The following is a 22,653-nucleotide window of genomic DNA, read 5'->3' as shown; positions in this document are numbered from 1 at the left end:
TATTTAACATGGATTTTTTATCCATCTGATGACTTTGGCAGTTGAAGTAAGTGTCACGAGGGTGCAATAAGTTGATCTATCGCTTTTAGGCTTTCGTAATACCTCTCGGAAATAACAGACAAACTCAAAGGACTACAATATGTTTAATCACTTAAGCAAAACCCTGTCAGTACTGTTCGCAACACTTCTTTTCACAGCTTTCGCTCACGCGAATCATCACGGTATGAAGAAAGACATCGTTGATGTGGCAGCAGAAAACGGCTCGTTCACCACACTAGTTGCGGCGGTAAAAGCAGCAGGCTTAGTAGATACATTGAAAGGCGACGGACCATTTACCGTTTTTGCCCCAACCGATGAGGCTTTTGCTGCATTGCCAGAGGGAACGGTCGATATGCTGTTGAAACCAGAGAATAAAGACAAGTTAGTTGCAGTGCTTACTTATCATGTCGTACCTGGGAAGGTTATGGCGGCTGAAGTAATGAAACTGAACAGTGCAGTCACAGTCCAAGGTGAAGCTGTAATGGTAGGGATTGATCATGGCAGTGTGATGATCAACAAAGCTAAAGTCGTGATGCCAGACGTTGAAGCAAGCAATGGTGTCATCCATGTTATTGATGCGGTACTGCTACCAAAATAATCAATGGGTAAAGCCAGTAATAAGCCTTCAAAAATTCTTTAAAGGGTGTGACTCGTTCGCACCCTTTTCGTGTTTAGAGATAACTGAGTTTCGTCATCAAAGAAGGCGAACTTTCTTTTGCGTGTACAGCTAGACAAACAAACGTCCGAATATCAAAAAAGCCGCCATCGACACGACCTTGGTAAACACCACTACCCAAATACAGTCACCAATACTCGCGTGTGTTGCCTTCCCGAGAAGGAATACAAAAAGGATCAACCCGAGAGCCCACCCTACAGTTGGAATCAACGACACTAGAGCAACGATAACAGCGATGGTAAGGAGGGATTTAAAGTCGGCAACAACGAATGACATTTTCGACGCAATGTACATGCAACATGCCGTGATTAAAGCGTCCATTACAAACGCCAAAGCTTCTATTCCCACTTGGATTCCTTAATTAAACTAAATCAGCCTGCATACTATATGCAACCCGGAAAAAGTTCTTAAGAACATGGTAAAAAACCCACCAACAAATGTCGCAAATTTGAGAATTATGAGAAATAAAATCCGGTCATTCATGTCGGTTATTTCTTATGTTTTTCAAACCCTTTGGTTAATGCTTCGGGACGAGCTGTATTCGTTTATTGATAGGAATCGGAGACATCTTTGTCTTCTCGACTGATACACAGCACATACAGATTGATAACGACAGAAAAGAAAGAAATAACGACGACAAAGATCGGGAATAACCCTTCGAAGCCGAACTTCAAGGCCAGTACCCCTGCCGCCAATGAGAGAGAGGAAATTAAGACGAGGATCTTATTACTAAGTACAATATTCATGAGCCACACTCCATGTAGTCTTTATTAGTTTAGATTAGACCAATAAAGATGCACATAACTCGAAGTCGCCAACACTATTGATAGTTAGCTCAGGCTATTAGATTACTTTCTCCATCACGTAATTCGTCAGTTTTACGCCTCGCATGTCAACTTCTTGCTCATTCACAACCTTGAATCCAAGATGTTCATAGAAAGGTCTGGCGGTAATACTCACCTCTGAGAAGTATCGATAAACACCGCGAACTCTGCCGACTGAAAATACATGCTCCATCAAAGCTCTTCCTACCCCCTTTCCTTGATATTCATGGTGACAGAAAAAATGGTCAATCAAGCCATTGGGTTGCAAGTCAGTATAGCCAACAACGCGCCCGTCTAACTCGGCCACAAAGGGCTGTATACGGCGAAGACATTTGTCCCACAGTTCCGAATCAAAATCACTTGGTGCCCAAGCCTCGACTTGTTCTTGAGAGTAATCGCGAACGTTGATGTTACGGACGGTATGAAAATAAATCTCCCATAACGCTTTGTTATCACTAGGTTGGTAATTTCTAATTCTAACCACGACATAATCCTTTCATGTATTTAGTGTATTGGACAAGTACCGTATTGCCCCTAAGCGCTCTCTAAATAAGTCGATTCTAGAACAAAGAGATTCAACGATAAAATACAGCCAACCAGATCGTCACAACGTTTTCCACCGTACCAATCACCTTATGCTTTTCTCTCGCAGCAATGTTGATGTAATCCCCTTTAGACAAGGTAACAACACGTCCATCTTCAAACTCGATGACGCCTTGACCTTCGAGCACCATTACCCATTCATTCTCATCTTGGTTGTACCACCCCTCTTCTGGTGAACTGTGTCCATGTGACAGAATTCGCTCAATTCGAATATTCTCGTTACTAATGAGAGCGTTGAACATCTCATTGGGCAGCGACGAAGGGATATCAGCGTAGATATTTGGCATCGAGCTCTCCTAAATCTTGAATCATCGTCATGCGGTGTACTTTATTACGTAGCAACAGATTCAAACTCTAAGCTATCGCATTCTTTTTGAAGTAAAAACGGTAATAACCCACCAAGTTGCTGCAAATAAACAGCGCTTCCATAAGAACCGCTGTTGGCGAGCCAACTAAATAATTGTGAACCAACCAAAAACTGGTGCCGATGATCATCAATTCTCTTAAGCGGCGGTCATCCTTATTAAACGCAGCGAAGGTTTGAAATACGGAAGCAAAGCAACTCAGTACGCTAGTCAGCCCCGAATAAGTCACGGCCGTTGCGACCACCGACATCGAACAGAATAAATATTTAAACTTAGACGAGGTAGAAAATACGCTCGTCAGATAGCGAATAGTGGCAATCGTCATTAGGCTCGCCGCTGTCCATTGCTCGAGTAGAATAAAGTGACTCGAAATAAGCACACCGGCAAAGAACAGACAAGTGACGATTTTCTTCCTTTCCTTGAACTGGAATGACAGAAGATCGAAGCAAATCGCAATGGCGACTAAGACTTGAGATAGATAAAACGCTGACACAGTGATTCCTTCAATAATAACTTACGCTTTAGCCGCTTCATTCAATCAATCATCGAACGAACTCGCTTGATGCGCTCAAACAGATACAGCCAATAACGCTTTAAATCTTCAACACACCACTAATCACAGTGGTCGCAGAACCGATTAGCTTTATTCGCCCATTAGCTAATAGCTCTGTCGACATATAGCCACCACGACGAGACGCCTGATACGCACTGAAGCTGCTTTTGTCTAGCTTTTCTGCCCAGTGCTGCGTCAATGCACAATGCGCCGACCCTGTCACAGGATCTTCATTTACCCCAACCCATGGTGCAAAATAACGAGAAACAAAATCAAGCTCAGTATTCGATGAAAGCGCTGTCACGACAACGCCTCGCCCTTTAATACCTTTTAAAGCATCAAAATTTGGTGAAAGGCCCAGTAGCACTCGCTCGTCAGACACTTCGATTAGCTGCTTGGAATCAAACTCTCGGAATGAAACGACTTGGTTCGACTCTAAACCAAGATGTTCGAGCAACATGAGGTTGGGCTCAGTAAACAATGATAACTGTGTACTAGGGAAATCAAGCTCAATAGACGATTCACAAACTGCGGCAGACAACTCCCCAGATAAGGTATTAAATATGACCCTATCCCCTGTGTTGAGCAGACCTTGCTCTTTCATCACATGAACGGTTGCCAGTGTACCGTGCCCACACAGCTTCACTTCTACTTCTGGAGTGAACCATTTAAGTGTCATAGTGTTAAGTGACAAAAAAGCCGTTTCGGATACAGCCATCTCTTCAGCAATTGAAAACATTAACGACTCACCCAATGGCTCTTTGGAAATACAGACCCCTGCGGGGTTTCCTTTAAAAGCTTGAGTTGTGAACGAATCCACTTGATATATCTCTAAATTCACAATGTTTCCTAGCTTTGAGATCGGATAAATATTTTGCCTACAATAAGCACAAATACACTGTGCTACAAGTCTTCAACAGAAATTTTATTAATAGTTATTTGAAGAGTAAGGAAAGATAAACAAAGAGTTATGAAAAGAATTGGTGGATGAAGCAGAAGGTTTAATATCGGGCAAGCACTAGATAAAACGTATCAGACAAGGTAGGAAACATACGCACATTCGCGGCACATAAGCATTGTATCGTGCCACAAACGTGAAGTTACTCAGCAATGATGACTCAAATTGAACCTATTGACGTACTAGCGCAGATTTCACAATGGTCAAACCAAGTAGGCCTAGCATTACTCCTGTCACTTTATCAATATAGTAAGCAACACGCGTAAACTCTTGACGTACTTTGGGCGCAGATAACAGGAAGATGATCGCCGCATCCCATATAAAGACAACCACCGTCATCCAAATACCTAGCCCAAACTTAAACATGAAGCCAATATCTTTGTTCAATACCACCGTGAATAAGCTCAAATAGAACAATAGGTTTTTAGGATTAAGGATTCCAGATAGAAAACCGGTGAGGAATTCTTTAAAAAAAGTCGTTTGGTTGAAGCTATCTCCTTCGGTAACATCCATATTATTGTAATTACATTTCTTCGCTCTTATGGCTTGCACTGCAAGATAAACAAGAAACACTCCACCAATTATCTTGAGTGCAATCATAATAGAAACGGATGCTGCCAAAATCGAGCCTACGCCAACTAGGCACAAAGCAATGTAAACCGCATTCGCACTGGCAATACCGAATGCAACGCCTAGGGCTTTTTTTCCCTTATTTCGAACAGCACTCTTCACCACAATCACAAAATCTGGTCCTGGGCTTAATAGCGCCAAAAAGTGAGCAATCGCCACGGTAACAAAAATTCCAACTAAATCTGCATCCATAAACCAACCTCCTTATCGTTCAATTAATGCCCTACTATTGCATAAATAACGAAAAAATGCTCAAGTAGTTGAATATATATTTACTAGTAACCTAATAACCAAACAAATCCCGTGTTTTCATCGGTCAAGGGTTGATATCCCCTTGATTTAACGTAGTGATGTTGTGCTAAAGCTTACTTTTGGCTCCAATTAGGTTATAGGATTTTTCCACCTGGATGCATTGCGTGATGTTGAAGTGAAATTAGAGACCTAAATTTGAGCTATGTCGCAAAATTTGGGCTACGATTTAGTTAGGCAAAGTAGGAAAGGAATCCGTCAGTGAAAGCATTTTATATTTCAGTTCTTGCGTCATCATCTTTTTTAACTGGCACTGCCTTTAGCCAACAGGATGAGATTTATCTCTACAATTGGGATGAATTTCTATCCGATAGCGTCGTGACCGAACTAAGCGACACGTACGGCATTTATTTGAAACAGCAGTTTTTTTCTGACGAGTCGATCAGAGATGAAGTGCTATTAAGCGAACGTCGGGGCGCATTTGAGCTAGTGATTATAGAAAGTGTAAAGCTCAATGCGTTAGCCAAGCAGAACCTGTTTCACAACCTCAGTGAGTTACAACAATCCATTACGGATAACATCGATTCAAGGTGGGTCGAAGGATGTGGCGAGTATGGCATCCCCTATGCTTGGGGAACGACGGGAATCTTATATCGAAGTGACAAATTAAACCCTCCTACCTCTTGGAAAGCTCTTCTTGAACCAGACACGAACAGCAGTGGTCGCATAAGTATGTATTACGAACCAACCGATCTAGTGGGTACCGCGTTGCTAGCAAATGGGTTTGATCCATTCACTAATAACGAGCAAGAACTACGCATAGCTTACAAGACTCTGCAAGCACAAAAGCCTCATATAGAAAGTAGCGAATACGTCATTGACTATACCCACCAACCTGAACGTCTCGCAGATATAGATCTCGCCTACGGCTACTCCGGTGACAGCTATGTACTGAATGATGCCGACCCTAATGCCTCATGGACCTATATTGTCCCTCAGGAGGGCACCACGTTATGGTTGGAGTGTATTGCAGCAATTAACAACGGTGAGCTATCTCCACAAGCGATAACAATTCTATCATTCTTAACTCAACCCGAGATCGCCGCTCAAAACGCGATGGGGTCATGGTTTGCGACTCCAAGTTCAAAAGCAAAAGCCCTGACCACTCAAGAATATCAGAATGATCCTGAGCTTTTCCCTAGCAAAGAGGTATTAGAGCGTAGCCATCTATATGAACAACTCGAACCCAATAGTATTCAAATTCGTAACCGCATTGTCGACAGTCTAAGATAATTAATGTCAGTATTAAAGAAGCTCTATTTTGTACTCATTCCCACGTTATTGTTCGTGTTTGCAATGGGCGGGATGGTTACTTATAACTTAGCCTCCAACCACGTAAAACATATGTACTTAGACGAAGTTCAGTCCGACGTGAACACCGCTCTAGTGGCCGCTGAGTACGAACAACTTGGCCTATCTTTACTAGTAAAAGATATTGGTTCATCCCTACAGTTCTTGAGATATATTCAAAACCCTGGTGACTACACCACCCTATCTCTATTAGAGAAAAGAGTACTTCGAGTCTTAAACCAAAGTCATGTTAATCAATTTGGTCAACGTAATATCTATGTCGTAAATCCTAAATTCAAATTAACGCTTTCTACTTTACGATCAGACCCTTTCGAGGGATTAAAAATCCCAGATAACATCTATGAAAAAGTCTTCGATATCTATACCTCGTTAATCAATAGAAACGAGCTGTCTTATGAAGGTTTCTCTTATATCTCTGTGAGTGGTGAGCTTAGATATGCTTACGTTACCGCGATCGACCCTTATTTAGTCCCGCAAGACAAGCGCGCGAACAACAGTCTAAATCGATATATATTAATTGCAGACGGACCATTAAAACAGTTGTCTAATTTGCTCAACAAATACAACGATGATGACAACATGCAACTACTAATTGAACCGTCATCAAACACAGAACATATCGAAAATACGCAGTTCGTCATCAAGTCGTTTGAACAAACCAAAGACCGTATCAAAGTTGAGATGAACAGCCGTCACTTCCTTGCCCAAGTTAATATCCGCGAAAAAAAATTCAATCAAGAAAAGTCCATTATCGCTCAGAAGACCTTACTTGGTTGCTTGACAACATTATTCATAATCATGCTCATCGTACACATGGTCGTCCGCTATCAATTAGTTCGCCCACTGAAAGACTTGTTACACGAGATCTCCATTGGCGGACTCAAACTTAGATATTTCAAACGCTCATCTGGTCAAAGTGAGATCGATGGTCTTAAGAACGCTTACATTGATTCACTAACGGAATTGAAATTTGAAGCTGAGTTCGATCAATTAACAAAGTTGGCCAACCGACGCTCGTTCATTCGACACCTAGATGTACGTATAAAAAGTTCAATGCGCCCACACTGTTACTTGGTTTGTTGGGATATTATCGACTTCCGTAAAATCAATGATTTATATGGCGCTAAAGTGGGTGACAATGTGCTCGTTAGTCTAGCCAAAGTACTAAGAGAAACCTTACAGAACCAACAATCCTCTTTTGGCTTTAGTTGCAGCGACTATTCAGTAGCAAGGTTGGGAGGAAACCAGTTCATTGCCATATTAGAAATAGGTGATCATCAGTCAATAAACGAAGAAATTGAGAACATTAACCACACTCTTACGGGAACGACTTTCCTCGATTACTATGGTTTTAGGCTCTCGATTGCAACGGGTGTTCTGCCTGTCGACACCCCCAAATTTGAAGAGGTATGGCACCGATGTATTGATGCTATGTTGATTAATGCTAAGAATCACAGCGATGGGGAGAGCAGGATTGTTTATGGCGAAGAGTTACTCCACTCACTTAAAAGGCATGATGTTATCGAAAAAAGACTATTGGAGTGCTGCGAGAGCGACAACTTTGAACTTCGCTTTATGCCTATTTTCAATGCTAAAACACTTCAGATTGACGGAGCAGAATGTCTGATTCGCTGCCCAGCTCTATTTGATATAAAGGCAGGACCAGATGAGTTCATTCCAGTCGCAGAGAAAAGTAATTTGATATCCAAACTCGACATGTGGGTCATTAGTTCCGCAATCAAGAGCTATAAAGAGCTTTCAGATATTCACCAATACAGTGGCACCTTGTCCATTAACATCTCGGCGATGGAACTCTACAACCGTAACTTTGCCGACAATGTTCGGAAGGTACTCGAGCGTTATAAAGTTCCGCCTTGCAATATCATTATAGAGATTACCGAAACCAGTTACGTTAAAAGCAGCAAACTTACGGTGCAGACCATTGAGAGTATCAGAAGCTTAGGTTTAAAAGTTTCCCTTGACGACTTCGGTACGGGTTACACAGCATTTAACCAACTTCTCCATTACCCTGTTGACGAACTTAAAATTGATAAGAGCTTTATCGATAATATCGTCGACGATAAGGCTGACCGCAAGATGGTCGAATCCATGGTTAACTTAGGACACTCTTGTAACACCTTCGTTGTAGGTGAAGGAGTCGAATCTCTTGAACAGTATCATCTTCTTCGAAAAGCCAACTGCGACCTCATTCAGGGCTATTTATTCAGCCAACCGTTAACTTACATTGAGTTTATTGAATTTGTCCGTGACCATAATCCACAAGCCATTCTAGACCAACAATCGCTTTTAGAACCAAACTCTTGCGAAAGGGTTGTGTCACTAAATCAAAAACAATAGTCGTGTTTCGGTAAGCTCGATGACTTAACAACCATGGCCAAACCTCTGCTTCATTATCATCTGAATAAACCTCCTGCAATAAGCACAGACTCACCGATACGCTTGAACTAACAGTTCCTATAGACAAGCCCGAATAAATAAATGAAGCCCTCTTCTGGCTCATAAGCCAACATATTAATGAGGGTAACAAGTTAGTACGTAAGCTAAGCTGACCAAGCTAATAAATTTAGCTTGGTCAGCTTTATTAAGACTCTTAACGTAGACATACAAGTACCAATAAGATGAGGTATCAGTAGGGAGGGATAAAAACGAGACTAAGCCATATAAGAAGCTTAGCCTTGCATCGAGGTCAGTAACTCCATCATATCTTTGGAGCTTATGTTTTTCTTATGCCTGACTACGGCGTCAATCATCAACTCTAGGTTACCTGCCGAGATGTAATCACTGAGCACGTCGTTAAATTCCTCCTGAATTTCATCACTCGCGTACAAATGGTCAGGAATAAAAAATAAAAACTGGCTTCCGCTACTGCGAAACGAAATGGTGCTTTCTGGTATCTTAGCAGTCAGAGACTTAGCTGCCGAACTCACTACAAGATCGCCATATTCAAGACCATATTTTTGATTAATTTCAGTAAGGTTTCTGATTCGGACAAAATAGAGATCAAAGTTGTTGTCTTTCGAGTAGCTATTCTTCACAAATTTCATCAATGAGATTCGATTACGAAACCCTGTAATAAAATCCGTAGAGTAGAGTTTTCTTTTGATAGAGAAATCCACATAGAAAATAACCCCGGTAATCAGCAAGATAGCAACTAGAAACACGCTACTGATTCGATGGACGGTAACTAAGTTATCAACCATTGAAGTATTTTCTTCAATCACAGGGCTTTGTAAGCGAAACTTGTCGTTAATAAAATCTACAAGTGTGTGGTAGCAAATATCGACCTTTTTCTGTAATGACTCCTTGGGTAATAATCCTTCACTGACCAATTTTATCGATGATTCCAAGCTCTTAAATTTATCAAACTCCGAAGTGAAATAAGGCTTAAAATTTGCTGACTTAATGAAATTGGAAGATTCAGTGCTGTTAATCAATATATCAAAACGACTCCACGTAATATCGTACGCTAGCCATAACTCATCGTAATCGATAGTTTCGGAACGACTTACCATCAGAAAATTGGCATATTCCTTTACTAACTGGAAAACAAACCAGGTGGCTTCATTTTGTCGAGTCGAAAAGCTTTTGTTGATGTCGTTAATGCGAGTGACACTGTAAATATTAACGGTGAGCACCACCGCAGCCAAAGATAACACTACGACTTTAATGGCAGTCAACGACAACAGCTTTTTCATAGAGACCTCTATAGGTGGATATCGCGTATCTGCCAGATCATCTTGGCATGGAAGTCTGTATTATCAATATCAGGCGTCGAAGACAATGGATATATCAACCAATAGGGCCCTTTATCTCTAACCGACATAAATTGACCATTTTGTTTTATCGCAATGATCGGTTGGTAATCGTAAAAATCTTCCTTGGGCACCGCAATTTTATAGTCATTCAATGCTACGAAAGTTACCTGAGATGCAATAGGTAAGTCCATGGTTTCAAGTACTGTTTGCAAGGTCACTCCGCTATAGACTAGCTCTCCATCCACCCAAGGTAATGATGTAATAATCTCTTGTTGGGGAAGTTGTAACAGTTGCTCTCGGCTTAACTGGTGCTTTTGACCTAGATGGTCAAATACGGTGAGTTGCGATGTAGCGAAAATAGAAAATGAACACAATGAAAGCATGAACAACAGTGCAGTTCTCATTTTAAACTCCGTTTTAAAAAGGTCACTCATCTGAGTTTAGTCCATATTAGGCATTTGACTTGCTTAGACATTGCCTTATTTTTCATTCGTACAACTCAACCCTGACTAAATAACATTTCAACCTTATAATCCAGCGCGAACACAACCTTTGCTCCTTCCCAGATAATCATTGGCTCACGTTTGTTTAGTAGAAATCTCTGCTTTTTAAACACCTTGAGTAATCCAATCCAGCCACTGAATACGTAGTGACCAATAAAATTGACAATAAAAATGAGTCAGCAAGTAGCGAGAATGCCTGTCGCTGCATAACCTTTAATCGAACGTAAGCAGTTTTAAGAGCCTGTTTATCTGGTATCTGTCGCTTCATATTACGCCAGCCGATATCGAGCGTCGCTCTTAGAAAGCTTACTCACTTCATAATCAAGGGAATCGATAATGAGTTTATACAAGCGAAAATTTAACCCCATGACGACACTTTCTACCTTAGTAATGACGCTGGTCATGTTTCCTGTTTCTGCTGAAGTTGATCAAGAGCAATTCGAATTAGGTAAGCAAAAAGCCAAAGTGTGTATGACCTGTCATGGCGTTGATGGTATTTCTACACAAGACCCTTACCCCAACCTTCGCGGCCAAAAAGTGGGTTACCTAATCTCTTCACTGAAAGATTACCAGACTCGAGAAAGAACCAGTGGTTTAGCGATTCTCATGCAGCAACAAGCCGACACGCTCTCAGACCAAGATATCCGCGACATTTCCTATTTCTATTCAATGCTTGGTAACGATTCGAGCGAAATCGGCGATTCAAATTAAGTCAGCGGTTCAAAACCCCTAGGCAAGGAGCCTTGTTATGGAACAAGTGACAACGCAATACAGCATTAAGGTCGTGAAGTACTTCATCGTCGCATCCTTAGTGTGGGCGATTGTAGGTATGATCATCGGCGTGATTCTCGCCGCGCAATTATATTGGCCAGTCTTAAACTTTGATTCTCAATACTTCCAGTTTGGTCGACTGCGTCCGCTACATACATCAGGAGTGATTTACGGCTTCGTCGTGAATATCTTGATGGGGACCTCATTGTACATTGCCCAACGAACGGGCCATTGTGACTTGTTCAATAAAAGCCTTTCATGGATGGTATTTTGGGGCTGGCAATTCATCCTGTTGCTTGCAGTCATTTCCTTACCCGCAGGCCACACTACTTCAAAAGAGTATGCGGAGCTTGAATGGCCAATCGACTTAATGATTGTGCTGGTTTGGGTGCTTTATGCGGTGTTGTTCTTTGGCACCCTTGCTAAGCGGAAGGTCAGCCATATCTTTGTGGCAAACTGGTTCTTTGCTGCTTTCATTATCGTCGTTGCCATGATTTTCATCGTCAACAACCTCGCGATACCAGTGTTGGCGATGAAGTCCTACTCTGTATTTGCTGGGGCTCAAGATGCAATTGTTCAGTGGTGGTGGGGACATAATGCCGTCGGTTTCTTACTGACCGCTGGTGTGATTGGTATGAATTACTATTTCATACCCAAAGCGGCGGATCGACCTATCTATTCGTACCGTTTGTCTGTGATCCATTTCTGGGGCTTGGTTGGCTTCTACACATGGGCCGGAACGCACCATTTAGTTTATTCTTCCGTTCCTATATGGATTCAGAACATCGGTATCGTGATGTCATTAATCCTATGGCTCCCTTCTTGGGCCGGTGCGTTCAATAGCGCAATGACCCTTTTACAAAACAAGGAAAAGCTGAAATCCGACTACATTCTTTTATTCTTTTTCTCAGCGATTCTTTACTACTGTTTGGCGACATTCGAAGGTCCACTGCTTGCCATTCGTTGGTTCAACATGGTGGCACACAACACCGAGTGGATCATAGGACACGTACATTCCGCAGCTCTTGGATGGGTTGGGATGTCAGGGATAGCGGTTTTTTACTATTTCATTCCACGCTTATGGGGCCAAACCGACCTTTGGTCGCGACGACTGATTAAATGGCACTTTTGGCTCGCTCATGCTGGCGTCGCCATCTATGCAATAGCACTTTGGATCGCAGGCATCGGTGAGGGTTATATGTGGCTCGCTCAAAATGAAAATGGCGAACTGATTTACAGTTTTGTAGAAGCTATGGACTTTAAAGCACCTTGGCTATTCATGCGTTTCTTTGGCGGTGCGCTGTTTGTACTTGGATTGTTCTTAATGGCATTCAACTTGTACAAAACGGTTCGTATGCCAACCGTACATGACGCTAAACACACCATTAGTGAGGGGGCTTAAGTGATGAGTAAAGACTTTACACATTCAATCGTCATTTTAATTTTGACCACCGTTGTTGTCGCCTCCTTCTCTTTATTAGTTTGGGTAGTACCAAGCATTGTCCGTGGAGATGATATTGCCAAGGGCAGCTTAGCGATACCTCTGACACCTATTGAGTTAGCAGGTCGAGATATCTACATCAGCGAAGGCTGTCATGTTTGTCACACTCAGATGGTTCGCCCTCTAGAACCAGAAGTTAAACGTAATGGTCGCCCGAATAAAGAAGCGGATGATATCTATGAGTTTCCAAACTTATGGGGTTCAAAGCGTACAGGCCCAGACTTAACCAATTTAGGTAGAAAGTATTCTGACCAATGGCATGTCATTCACCTCGTGAACCCTCGCAGAGTTGTCCCTACCTCTATCATGCCCTCTTACCCGTGGCTGTTTGAGCAAACTCTGACTGGAGATGATATCAGCGCCAAAATGGAAGCCTTGCGCACGCTGGGTGTACCTTATACCGACAAAGAGATTGGCGATGCGAGATTGCAAGTAAGAGGCAAAACCAAAGGTGAAGCGCTAATTCGTTACCTTCAAAGCCTTGGTAAAGATACGTCACAGGAGGTATCACAATGAGCACATTTTGGAATCTATGGGCGGTATTATTAACCTTAATTTTCTTTGTTCTGATGGTGTCTGTTGTCGTTAAATACTGGCGTAGCAATCACAAGGCCGATCACGACCACACCATTGGCACCTTTGATGGCATTGAAGAGAAAGACGCGCCGCCACCTAAACTGCTGTTTGTCAGTTATGCGGTAGCCTTCTTACTCTCTGCAGGCTACTTGGTGCTCTACCCTGGGCTTGGTGAGTGGAAAGGCTTAGTCGATTGGGAGCAGAGCGATGACAAGCTCAGTTCACCATCCACCACTCTCAATGAGCAATTTGCACAAACCAGTGAAACCACGTTAGAGGGATTAGCTGCAGTTCCTGAGATCGTGAACAGCGGTCAGATACTATTCCAAACTCACTGTGCGGCGTGTCACCGAGACAATGCACAAGGCCAGAAACACTTCCCTAACCTTATCGACCAAGATTGGTTATATGGCGGTAGTGATGAGGCTGTGATCCATTCCATTGCCAAAGGGCGAAATGGTGCGATGCCAGGTTGGAGCGAAATCATGCGCCCGGATGAAGTGGCAAAGGTATCTTACTATCTAGCGTCTCTTAACCAGCGTCATACCGATGTGCCTGAGGTTAAGGTCGAACTCGGTAAGACCTTATTCGCCAAATATTGTTCGTCTTGCCATGCCGATGGTACGGTCGCCAACCCAGCGATTGGAGTACCCGACCTTTCCGATGATACTTGGCTACACGGGGGCAGTATTGAAGAGATTCAGCACACCATCAATTACGGTTTGAATAATCTAATGCCTGCGTTTGATGATCAGCTCAGCGAGAACGAAATACTCGCGCTTGGGGCTTATATCCGACGCGCTGGTGAAGTAGAGCAACAAAGGCTCGCGAGTTTGAAAGCATCATCTGTTGAGCGCGGAGAATATCTCGCTTATGCCGGTGACTGTGTGGCTTGTCACAGTGCAGAAGGTGGTGAACCCTTTGCTGGCGGCTTACCGTTCGTGACACCTTTCGGCACCGTGTATTCAACCAACATAACCCCACACACCACCGAAGGTATCGGGACTTATGACTTCGATGATTTCCGAGCCGCGTTAGTTGCGGGTAAAGGTAAGAACGGTTACTTGTATCCTGCAATGCCTTACACCTCTTATCAATACCTCACCGATCAAGACATGGTCGATTTATGGGAATACATGCAGTCAATCACCGCCGTGCCACGACGCAATGATGACAACAGCATGATGTTTCCATCCAATATTCGCTTAGGTTTGCTTGGCTGGAACATCGTATTCATGGATACCGACCCTATTGATTACGAAGTACCAGAGGAACTTAAAGGAGAAATTGAGGATGTCGATAAGTGGCAACAAGGCAAATATTGGGTCGCAGGACTTGGTCACTGTTCGGAGTGCCATACGCCACGAAACATTGCCCAAGCACTGATACCAGAACGTATTTTCCAAGGTAACTTAATCGACGGTTGGAACGCACCTGACATCACCGCAAATGAGCTGTATATCGACGGCTGGGATGAGAAAATACTCACCGATTTCTTACACACAGGTCACTCAGACAAAGGTACGGCTTTTGCGGGTATGGCTGATGTAGTGAAAAACAGCCTAAGCTTGATGACGCGTGAAGATATTGAGTCTATGTCCTACTACTTGCTGAGCGGTGATATCAACAACACCATTAGCAGCGATGCCGTGCCGTTACAGCCTCAAGGCTTTGATGAAGAGTCTTACGCAGCTGAAATCTACACCACGTATCGTCAAACCTGTGGGGCGTGTCATGGTGATGATGGTAAGGGTCGCGACCCTATCGCCCCTACTCTATTGAATAACGGTATTATCATGCACAGCGACCCATTCAACACCATTGCGGTAACCGTACGTGGCCTACAACCCACCTATCTCGACAAGGATAGAAACTTCATGCCGATGGCAAGTTTTGAAGATGTATTGTCGGATCAGAGACTGGCTGAGTTGATTACCTTCGTGCGATTGCATCTTGGAGACAGGCAAGAACCAGTCACCGCAGAGCATGTTCGTGAGGTAAGAGAAACACTTGAAGCTGCAGGTTACGCAGGTGGCTTACATACCACACCGGACATGTATGACCGCAGAGATAACACCATCAACATCCGATAGCGGACATATCATTTAGACAGTGAATTGCAATAAACCAAAGGAGGCCAATGTGCCTCCTTTTCATTTTCGGTCCTCTTGTACGCAGTGGCGTCAGACAACACAATTATAACTAACTAATTACACAATTAAGCAGATCTGCACATAATGCGATCAATCTCGCAGAACAAAGATGACACCAAGTGCATAATGTTCAAAATTTTTCAAAGATGTACGAAGGACAGATATGGATACAACTACACTCATCTACGATACGTTGGAAGGCCTGTCGAGCGCAAAGCCACAGCAACACGCTCAAATCCGCCAAAATCTATATAACCAATTAGATTTATCATTTGAGAAGCAGTTGGCTTTGTATTCATCAGTTCTAGGTCCAGCGAGTGCTGGTAGATTGACCGATTTGGATAGTGCAGTCATGTCTGCACGCAAGATTGTTGGTTTAGAAAACAGCTAATCTAGCTTCAACCTATCTCCATTTTAACGCTGCCATTGTGCAGCGTTTTTTTATACACGCTATTTACAATAAGTACGGCTATTAACGATAAATGCAGCTGTTTACGATAAGTATGTATGGCTCTTTACAATAAGTCCAAGTCGCTGCAATTTTCAAGTTGCTCGCATTCTCATTTGGTTAATCTTATGTTCCATTTTTAACAGGTGTGTAACCTCAATAATGGCGCTAATGTTAGTAGCACGTTAACCACACATCGGATGGAAGAATCATGAGAGTACTTATTGAATATACACAAACAGGCAAATATCGTGACCATGCGTGGGAAGCACTAACGATTCGTTCAAAAGGCGAAATTCAAGCTGTGACTCCCTCTTATGCGGCGCAGCTCATCGAACAGAACCGCGCCAGCTTATCGACTACTGAAAATCAAGATATCGTCATCCAACCATAATGAGTTTAGGAACTATCCCTCCCGGTTCTTAAATTCTCTGTTTTACTCGCTTTAGTAATCAATACGATACAAAGTAAAAACAGAGTTTGATGACATAAAAAAAACGCTGCACGGATGCAGCGTTTTCTTGTTTCTGGCGTGCCTTGTTTCTAACTTAGATAACTTCTAACGTAGATAACCTACGCAGAGAATTTGATTATTTTGGCAAGTTTTCTAACGAATCAACCATTGTAATTAACTTATCGACAATTCTTTCGCCGTCCACTCGCAAACCATTGTGTTCATATTCACTAGTAATCCACGCTTTCGAATTTGGAATATTCGCCAGTGTTTCACGGCTGTAATCCAACTCAACGTACATGTCATCCGCGTAAACCGCACACGCCATTGGAACCGTATTCTTACTTAGCTGTTCTGCGTTGTACAAAGTGCCCCAGTCCGACTTTTCAGCCAGCATGTTCGCCGCTTCACGCAGTGGCTTCAGTGTTTCTAATTGGTCGAACATCCATGGATAAACCATTTCGCCAGTAAACCAGAATTCACTGCCCGATTGATAGTTGAAATGCGGATACTGCTCACGCACGCGATGTGCCGACCAGTTAGACGCTGTGCCTTGGCAGTAAATCGATTCATGCAGAATCGCGTAAATAGGGTTTGTTAGGTAGCCCTGCTCTTGCTGCATTTGGTTTAGGAAGCTGTAGCTCAGCTGCTTGTTACCGTTCACTTCAACAAACGCACTCTCTAGTGTGAAGTACATAGGAAGGTTTGCTTCACCGCCACCAAGGTTAATACCAATCAATTGGAACTGTTCAACCGTAAACACCTGACCGTTTGGCAGTCTCACGTCGTTGTTAAGCAGGTAATCAGAGATCTCACGACACATAGCTTGCGCTTGTGGGAACTGAGCAAAGAAGGCTCTGTTTTTGTCTTCTACACGCTTGTAGGTTGCTCGATACACATCATCAGCTTCGCGCTCGATAGACGGAATACCGCCCGTGACATAACAACGCTGTAAGCTTTGTGGGAACAGCGACAAGTAGCTAAGTGTACAGAAACCACCAAAGCTCTGGCCAATCGTCGACCATTGTTTAACACCGAACTGCTCACGAATCGCTTCCGCGTCGCGCACGATGTTGTCTGCTCTGAAATGCGATAGGTATTCAGCTTGTTGTTCAGGAGACAAATGAGCCAAGGTTTCGTGGCTGATCACCGTGCTATTGCCTGTACCACGTTGGTCAAGAAGCAGAACACGGTAGTTTTGCAATGCACGCTTTAGCCAACCTGATTGACCGCTGACTCGTGGCGACGGGAAGCCCGGTCCACCTTGAAAGTAGATCAACCACGGCAGTTGTTGCGCATCTTTAGCAAGATCAACCAGCTCACGTGCGAAGACTTGGATCTGTTGTCCATCTTTTGCTTGATAATCGAGTGGCAACTCAAAAGAGTGCTGACGATACAGGGTGGTTCCATCAATAAAGTTAGCTTGCACGCTTCATTCCTTTTTTATCTGATTCTAAAGTCATTGGTACGAATAAAAACGGCGCCTGTTGGCACCTTTAGTTAGCAAGATACGCATAGTGGCTTGTAAAAGAAACCGTTTGTTTAACATGATTGTGAAGGTTCTTCATCTAATCGCTTAATTTACCTTCAACGCGTAACAACTTGTGTCAAAACAGAGAGTTTAAGGTGTGACCTATTGAGAGGAAGAACAAAAGTAGAACACAAATAAAAAGAGCTTAACGAGGTGAGGATACGTTAAGCTCTTTGGTTTTATCTGTTGTAAATGAGGTTTATAAATTCAATAAGCTCAGGATTTATAGGCTCAGTTTCTATAAGCTAAATATCTATAAACTAAAGCTCTATAAAATAAAGCTAAGAAGCTTCTAGCTCACCTGCACCTTGAATTGAACGTTGGCTGTTTTCAACAAGGATCGCCGTGGCCGTTTCTTTCAACGCGCCCCACTCTCCATCGTCAACTTCAATGCCCTCGTACCACGCCTTCTCTTGAGTTTTAAAAAGCGCTTCCGATTCAATGTGTGTTTGGTAGCCATCTGACAAACGTTCGATATCGAAATCCTGGACGGAAAGCTCGATGGTCATATTGTGGATATGATCGTCCGATGCCAGAGGCAAATCTGATAAAAACAATTCTGGTGCAACGCAACCACGGTTAAGCACATACAAAGTGCTCTTAGGGTTGGAGCCATTATCCCAACGTGCAGTACACGCGATGCCCTTCGCCGCCAGTTTCACAAGCTCGCTGTACGCTAGCCAGCGGTTATGACAGTTGTTTAACTCAATTTTCAGCGTCTTCTTGCCGACCATTTTTTCAATCGCGTAATCCATCACCACAGGTAGGTGGCACGCTAAACTTGCCTTGTGCAGGTCAACTTCAACCGTGTTATCACTAAGCACTTGAATGTCCACTGGGCAATCGTCTTCTAACCCAATGAAGTTGCTCGCATTGTTAAAATGACGAACACCATCCAACCCCACCATTTGTAAATCTGCCACCATGTTCGCTATCACATCGGCTTCACCACATGTACGGCGCATACCCAGAAAGGCTTTATTGACGGCCGCTACCAGTTCATTGTGAGAAACGATCATAACGATTTACCTCCATGTTGAGCATTGATATGTGTAGTAGCTTTTTGTGAATCAGCGAGCTCCGCTTCACTTGGTAATACTGGGAACACCCATTCGTCCTGATGAATTTCATCAAGCAGTGGCGCACCTTGGAAAAACGTCACTCGTACCCAACGGTCTGAGCGAGGATCAAACTTAGTCGCACCAAACATCGCAAGCTTGCAACGCAGTAAGTGCATTGGTGGCGAATCTTGGTGCAGCACATTCATTTGAATGTCGCCCATCGCTTTGTTGCCTAGCGTCCATACACGACGTGCAATAGCACGATGCTGTGGCTGCTTAACAAGGAACTCAGCCAATGAAAGCTCTGGCGCAAACTGCAATAAAGCATGGTACAAACGGTAAGCTTGACGGCCTATATCCAACGGCAGTTCACGCTCTTCGCCTAGCTCTTCACCTCGAACACCGAGTCTTGGTTCTTCTTTATCTCGAGAGCGGTACCAGAACCAGTAGTTGTTTTCGGCTTTAGTAAAGTCGGTCGTGATAGCCCAACGGTACTTTTCTTCTAACACAACCAAAAGGTCTTGAATCTTTTTACCACTTGGAAGCGACAGTGTTTCGCTGCTATTCATTTGCTCTTGATGGGCGTCCACTAATTCTGGGTACAATTCCATCAAGCATGAGATAAGGATTTCTTGGGCTTCCATACTCATGTGCTTAGATTGTTCAACTAACTGCGCCCACGTATCACATTGGCTGACAAACACTTCTAGCGATTGCTCTGCGTGTTTTAATTCATCAACCGCTACTTTGTTCAACTCTTGCTGGTTTTCATTGATGGTAACGACTTGTTCTAAATGACACACAGCTTTGTTCATCAAAGCGCGTAACGGTTCAATCAGTGCTGTATCCGTGTGACTAGCTAACACGTCAGCCAATGCATGCTCACGTGTTGTCATCCACTGATCGACAATACTCGGGTGGTTAATAAGGTATGGCGCCATGCCTAAACCAGTCGCATTACCAACACCAAGGTAACGCTGTAATCCTCTATGCAAGGTAATCGCTTGTTCACCGCCCTGTTGCTCGGCTAGGTAATGAACCCAATCTAGGCTGAACTCACGCAGCATATAAACCGCACACATTTGCGCACTAAACGACTGATTAAAATCTTCATTTTTCTCTAAGATTTTAAAGTCAGCAATGCCAAATTTGCCATTACCGTATACCGCTGTCGTTCGCAGGATGTAACCCACTTCAGCCAGCTCTTTTGGCGTTGGTTGAACACCTTTAGCCAAGTGACTCACGATGTGTTCAAACACACGTACACTTTTGTTTGCACGCGCCAACACAAGCACGTTATTTGGATTACGGCCTGCTTCTTGAAGCGGTACGTTCGCACGAAGTCTTTCAAGTAGGGCGACATCAACATCACCAAGAACAAGCGCAAACGTTACGTCCCACTTTTCAGCAATTACACGGTCATTTCGTTCGTCATCTGCAATCTCATCGCAGAAAACAACCAAATGATAAACATGGTTTGGCGTCGCAAGCTTATAGATAACATGACCAAAACCTTGAGCGTCTAATTGCCACTCATGTTTCGTCACTTTCCATTCTTGCTGAGCCATTTTACGAATCAGAGTTCTAACGAAGCTGATACGTGTTTGGTGCATTGCACCTAGCCTTTCCGGTGCCATGACGACAGTCGCGTCACGTAGTGCTGATTCAGTGTAGGTAGAACGATGTGCATCCATTTGCTCACCACCTTATAGTTATAGGATTTTGCTAGCCATTCAGAACCGATCGTTGCCATCATTTGAAGCATTCGTTTTTACAGTGTGTTGGTTAGCTTTCACGTTATTTGGGGCAAGCGAGCTCACCCCTTATTATTTTGTCCTGACTAGATCAATTGACCTAAATACGTGCCGCCCGATGTATCTTCACCAGTACGGTTTTTTGTTCCTTTCGGAATTTTGCATCAGCCTTCTTTCAAAGGCTGATTTGTTCTTATTTAATCAGTTTCTTACAGAGCCTTATTATTACAGCCCCTGCTCTTTTGCCATCTTGATTGCGATTTGAGGCGCGTTCCAAAGTGATGGCAGCAAGATTAAGGAAACCGGTACCGCGGTGATAACAATGAAGGATTGCAGCGCTGAAATACCGCCAGAACCTAGGGAAATCAGAATTAACGCTGTTACCCCCATCATCACACCCCAGAAGGTACGAATAATTGCATTGGGTTCTGTCTCACCACTGATAACTACACTGATGGTGTAAGTCATTGAGTCACCAGTCGTTACGATGAAGATCGTTGTTAAGATCAAGAACAAAATAGATATCAGCATTGGCATTGGTAATTGCTGAGTCACAGCTAGTAGTGCGCCTGGTAAGTTAAAGCCTTCAAATGCCTTACTTACGCTACCCGGATCTGCGATTTCGAACGCAAGACCAGAGCCACCAACAATCGTGAACCAGAAGCAAGTAACAAACGGTGCGATAAGGCTAATGGTTGATACCAATTGGCGTATACTACGACCGCGTGAGATACGAGCGATGAAGATTGCCATCATTGGGCCGTAACCTAGAAACCAGCCCCAGAAGAATACTGTCCACCAGCTCAACCAACCTTCGTCACCACGGTAAGTCGCCATTGGGATGAAGTTATCAATCATGCTGCCTACACCTTGAATGTAGCCATTGAAGATAAAGTTCGTTGGACCAAAGATCAGGATGTAGACCATCAATGCCATTGCCAAAATTACGTTGTAACGGCTTAGCATTTGCATCCCGCGGTTAAGACCACTTAATGCCGATAATGTGTATAAAACGATTGCGAACAGAATGATGATTAGCTGTGTTGTGAAACCATCTGGAATATCAAACAGTGCGTTCAGTGCGTAGCTCACTTGCAAGCCTAAGAAGCCGATAGGACCGATGGTGCCCGCCGCTACTGCGACAATACAACATGCATCAATCAATGCGCCTGTGTGGCCTTTCAGTGCACGCTCACCCAATACTGGGTAAAGCAAAATACGAGGTTTAAGCGGCAAGCCTTTGTCGTAGTGAAGGTGCATAACCACGATAGACGTTAAGCTGCCGACGATAGCCCATGCTAAGAAACCCCAGTGCATGAAGGATTGCGATAACGCATTCACCGCGCCTTGCTGTGCGTTTTCTTGTGCGCCGTACAATGGTGGCGGGCTAACGTAGTGAGCAATAGGCTCTGCTGCTGCCCAAAATACGCCGCCGCCTGCCAGTAGCGTACAGAAGATGATCGCCATCCAACGGAAACCATCCATTTCAGGTTTAGCGATGCCGCCTAGGATAACCTTGCCTGTTCGCCCTGCCGCGAGGCCAAGACCAATAAGAAAAGTCAGAAGAAGAAGCATTTGCCAGTAAGGACCGAATACTTTAACAGACCATGCAAAGCCAGCGTTTACTAGGCTTGATAACAGCTCGCCATCAAATAGAGCAAGTGCCACGAACAGAGCGATAAAGCCGCCGCTGTACCAAAGTGCTGGGTTGGATAGACCTAATTTATCTGATGTAGACTCAGACCCGTTTGTGTTGCTTGTTGTGTGTGCTTGACCCGCATTTAAGCTTGAAGATTTCACGCTATTGGTTAAATCAGACATACTCTGACTCCAGAGGTTTCTTTGCAGCTGTCATTT

21 protein-coding genes and 1 pseudogene are annotated in these 22,653 nt (G+C 43.6%); 9 read left to right on the top strand and 13 right to left on the bottom strand.

Features of this window, described 5'->3' with window-relative positions; genetic code table 11:
• Positions 1–139: 139 nt before the first annotated feature.
• Positions 140–637 carry a fasciclin domain-containing protein gene (locus CWO27_RS08640; RefSeq protein WP_107898847.1) on the top strand — a complete coding sequence of 166 codons (498 nt, stop codon included), beginning with the start codon at positions 140–142 and terminating at the stop codon, positions 635–637.
• A gap of 129 nt (positions 638–766) precedes the next feature.
• On the opposite strand, the gene CWO27_RS08635 is transcribed toward CWO27_RS08640, so the two are convergent.
• From CWO27_RS08635 to CWO27_RS08605, 7 genes are all read right to left on the bottom strand, one after another.
• On the bottom strand, positions 767–1,063 hold the full coding sequence (locus tag CWO27_RS08635; protein WP_048660304.1) for a hypothetical protein: 297 nt from the start codon (positions 1,061–1,063) through the stop codon (positions 767–769).
• A 197-nt stretch (positions 1,064–1,260) separates the two neighbouring features.
• Positions 1,261–1,461, bottom strand: a complete 201-nt coding sequence (locus CWO27_RS23570; RefSeq protein ID WP_157933142.1) for a hypothetical protein — start codon at positions 1,459–1,461, stop codon at positions 1,261–1,263.
• 97 nt (positions 1,462–1,558) lie between these two features.
• Entirely contained in the window at positions 1,559–2,023 is a 465-nt protein-coding gene (locus CWO27_RS08625; RefSeq protein ID WP_107898846.1) for a GNAT family N-acetyltransferase, read from the bottom strand.
• A gap of 91 nt (positions 2,024–2,114) precedes the next feature.
• Positions 2,115–2,429 carry a cupin domain-containing protein gene (locus CWO27_RS08620; protein ID WP_048660307.1) on the bottom strand — a complete coding sequence of 105 codons (315 nt, stop codon included), beginning with the start codon at positions 2,427–2,429 and terminating at the stop codon, positions 2,115–2,117.
• Between the two features lie 67 nt (positions 2,430–2,496).
• The gene (locus CWO27_RS08615; RefSeq protein ID WP_048660308.1) at positions 2,497–3,000 is read right to left on the bottom strand and encodes a YgjV family protein; all 504 of its coding nucleotides are present in this window, start codon (positions 2,998–3,000) and stop codon (positions 2,497–2,499) included.
• 100 nt (positions 3,001–3,100) lie between these two features.
• Positions 3,101–3,901, bottom strand: coding sequence for a PhzF family phenazine biosynthesis protein (locus CWO27_RS08610; protein WP_107898845.1), 801 nt, complete (start codon positions 3,899–3,901; stop codon positions 3,101–3,103).
• Positions 3,902–4,189: 288 nt separating this feature from the next.
• Entirely contained in the window at positions 4,190–4,840 is a 651-nt protein-coding gene (locus tag CWO27_RS08605; protein ID WP_102431230.1) for a LysE family translocator, read from the bottom strand.
• A 318-nt stretch (positions 4,841–5,158) separates the two neighbouring features.
• Here CWO27_RS08605 and CWO27_RS08600 point away from each other — a divergent pair, with 318 nt between their 5' ends.
• Both CWO27_RS08600 and CWO27_RS08595 read left to right on the top strand, forming a co-directional pair.
• A complete protein-coding gene (locus CWO27_RS08600) occupies positions 5,159–6,190 on the top strand; it encodes an ABC transporter substrate-binding protein (protein WP_102479650.1) in 1,032 nt (343 codons plus the stop codon).
• Between the two features lie 3 nt (positions 6,191–6,193).
• Complete coding sequence (locus CWO27_RS08595; RefSeq protein ID WP_107898844.1) at positions 6,194–8,626, top strand: putative bifunctional diguanylate cyclase/phosphodiesterase; 2,433 nt, start codon at positions 6,194–6,196, stop codon at positions 8,624–8,626.
• Positions 8,627–8,958: 332 nt separating this feature from the next.
• Here the strand turns inward: CWO27_RS08595 and CWO27_RS08590 are convergent, their stop codons facing one another.
• Together CWO27_RS08590 and CWO27_RS08585 are read right to left on the bottom strand one after the other, a co-directional pair.
• Entirely contained in the window at positions 8,959–9,984 is a 1,026-nt protein-coding gene (locus tag CWO27_RS08590) for a diguanylate cyclase domain-containing protein (RefSeq protein WP_107898843.1), read from the bottom strand.
• An 8-nt stretch (positions 9,985–9,992) separates the two neighbouring features.
• Entirely contained in the window at positions 9,993–10,448 is a 456-nt protein-coding gene (locus CWO27_RS08585) for a hypothetical protein (protein WP_102431251.1), read from the bottom strand.
• 435 nt (positions 10,449–10,883) lie between these two features.
• On the opposite strand from CWO27_RS08585, the gene CWO27_RS08580 reads away from it, so the two are divergent.
• The 6 genes from CWO27_RS08580 to CWO27_RS08555 all read left to right on the top strand — a co-directional run bounded on the left by CWO27_RS08580 (position 10,884) and on the right by CWO27_RS08555 (position 16,390).
• Positions 10,884–11,258 carry a c-type cytochrome gene (locus tag CWO27_RS08580; RefSeq protein WP_048660315.1) on the top strand — a complete coding sequence of 125 codons (375 nt, stop codon included), beginning with the start codon at positions 10,884–10,886 and terminating at the stop codon, positions 11,256–11,258.
• Positions 11,259–11,295: 37 nt separating this feature from the next.
• Positions 11,296–12,720 carry a cytochrome-c oxidase, cbb3-type subunit I gene (ccoN, locus tag CWO27_RS08575; protein ID WP_102479653.1) on the top strand — a complete coding sequence of 475 codons (1,425 nt, stop codon included), beginning with the start codon at positions 11,296–11,298 and terminating at the stop codon, positions 12,718–12,720.
• Complete coding sequence (locus CWO27_RS08570) at positions 12,721–13,335, top strand: cbb3-type cytochrome c oxidase subunit II (protein WP_122080839.1); 615 nt, start codon at positions 12,721–12,723, stop codon at positions 13,333–13,335.
• Entirely contained in the window at positions 13,332–15,488 is a 2,157-nt protein-coding gene (locus CWO27_RS08565; protein ID WP_102479655.1) for a cytochrome c, read from the top strand. Before CWO27_RS08570 ends, CWO27_RS08565 begins: the two co-directional genes overlap by 4 nt.
• Positions 15,489–15,711: 223 nt before the next feature.
• Complete coding sequence (locus CWO27_RS08560) at positions 15,712–15,939, top strand: PAS factor family protein (RefSeq protein WP_004730426.1); 228 nt, start codon at positions 15,712–15,714, stop codon at positions 15,937–15,939.
• Between the two features lie 268 nt (positions 15,940–16,207).
• Positions 16,208–16,390, top strand: coding sequence for a hypothetical protein (locus CWO27_RS08555; RefSeq protein WP_004730424.1), 183 nt, complete (start codon positions 16,208–16,210; stop codon positions 16,388–16,390).
• Positions 16,391–16,586: 196 nt separating this feature from the next.
• On the opposite strand, the gene CWO27_RS08550 is transcribed toward CWO27_RS08555, so the two are convergent.
• From CWO27_RS08550 to CWO27_RS08535, 4 genes and pseudogenes are all read right to left on the bottom strand, one after another.
• Positions 16,587–17,879: an alpha/beta fold hydrolase gene (locus CWO27_RS08550; protein ID WP_107898841.1), complete on the bottom strand. Its 1,293-nt coding sequence runs from the start codon at positions 17,877–17,879 to the stop codon at positions 16,587–16,589.
• Positions 17,880–18,262: 383 nt separating this feature from the next.
• The gene (locus tag CWO27_RS08545) at positions 18,263–19,000 is read right to left on the bottom strand and encodes a DUF3726 domain-containing protein (protein ID WP_102479657.1); all 738 of its coding nucleotides are present in this window, start codon (positions 18,998–19,000) and stop codon (positions 18,263–18,265) included.
• Positions 18,997–20,798, bottom strand: a pseudogene (locus tag CWO27_RS08540) (hypothetical protein). The gene CWO27_RS08545 and the pseudogene CWO27_RS08540 overlap by 4 nt, the downstream one beginning before the upstream one ends.
• A gap of 223 nt (positions 20,799–21,021) precedes the next feature.
• The gene (locus CWO27_RS08535) at positions 21,022–22,617 is read right to left on the bottom strand and encodes a BCCT family transporter (RefSeq protein WP_048660322.1); all 1,596 of its coding nucleotides are present in this window, start codon (positions 22,615–22,617) and stop codon (positions 21,022–21,024) included.
• Between the last annotated feature and the right edge of the window lie 36 nt (positions 22,618–22,653).

Origin of the sequence: Vibrio sp. 10N.286.51.C3 (assembly GCF_003050065.1) — a bacterium.
GTDB classification, from domain to species: Bacteria; Pseudomonadota; Gammaproteobacteria; order Enterobacterales; family Vibrionaceae; genus Vibrio; species Vibrio crassostreae.
This window is presented reverse-complemented; position numbering and strand designations above follow the sequence as displayed.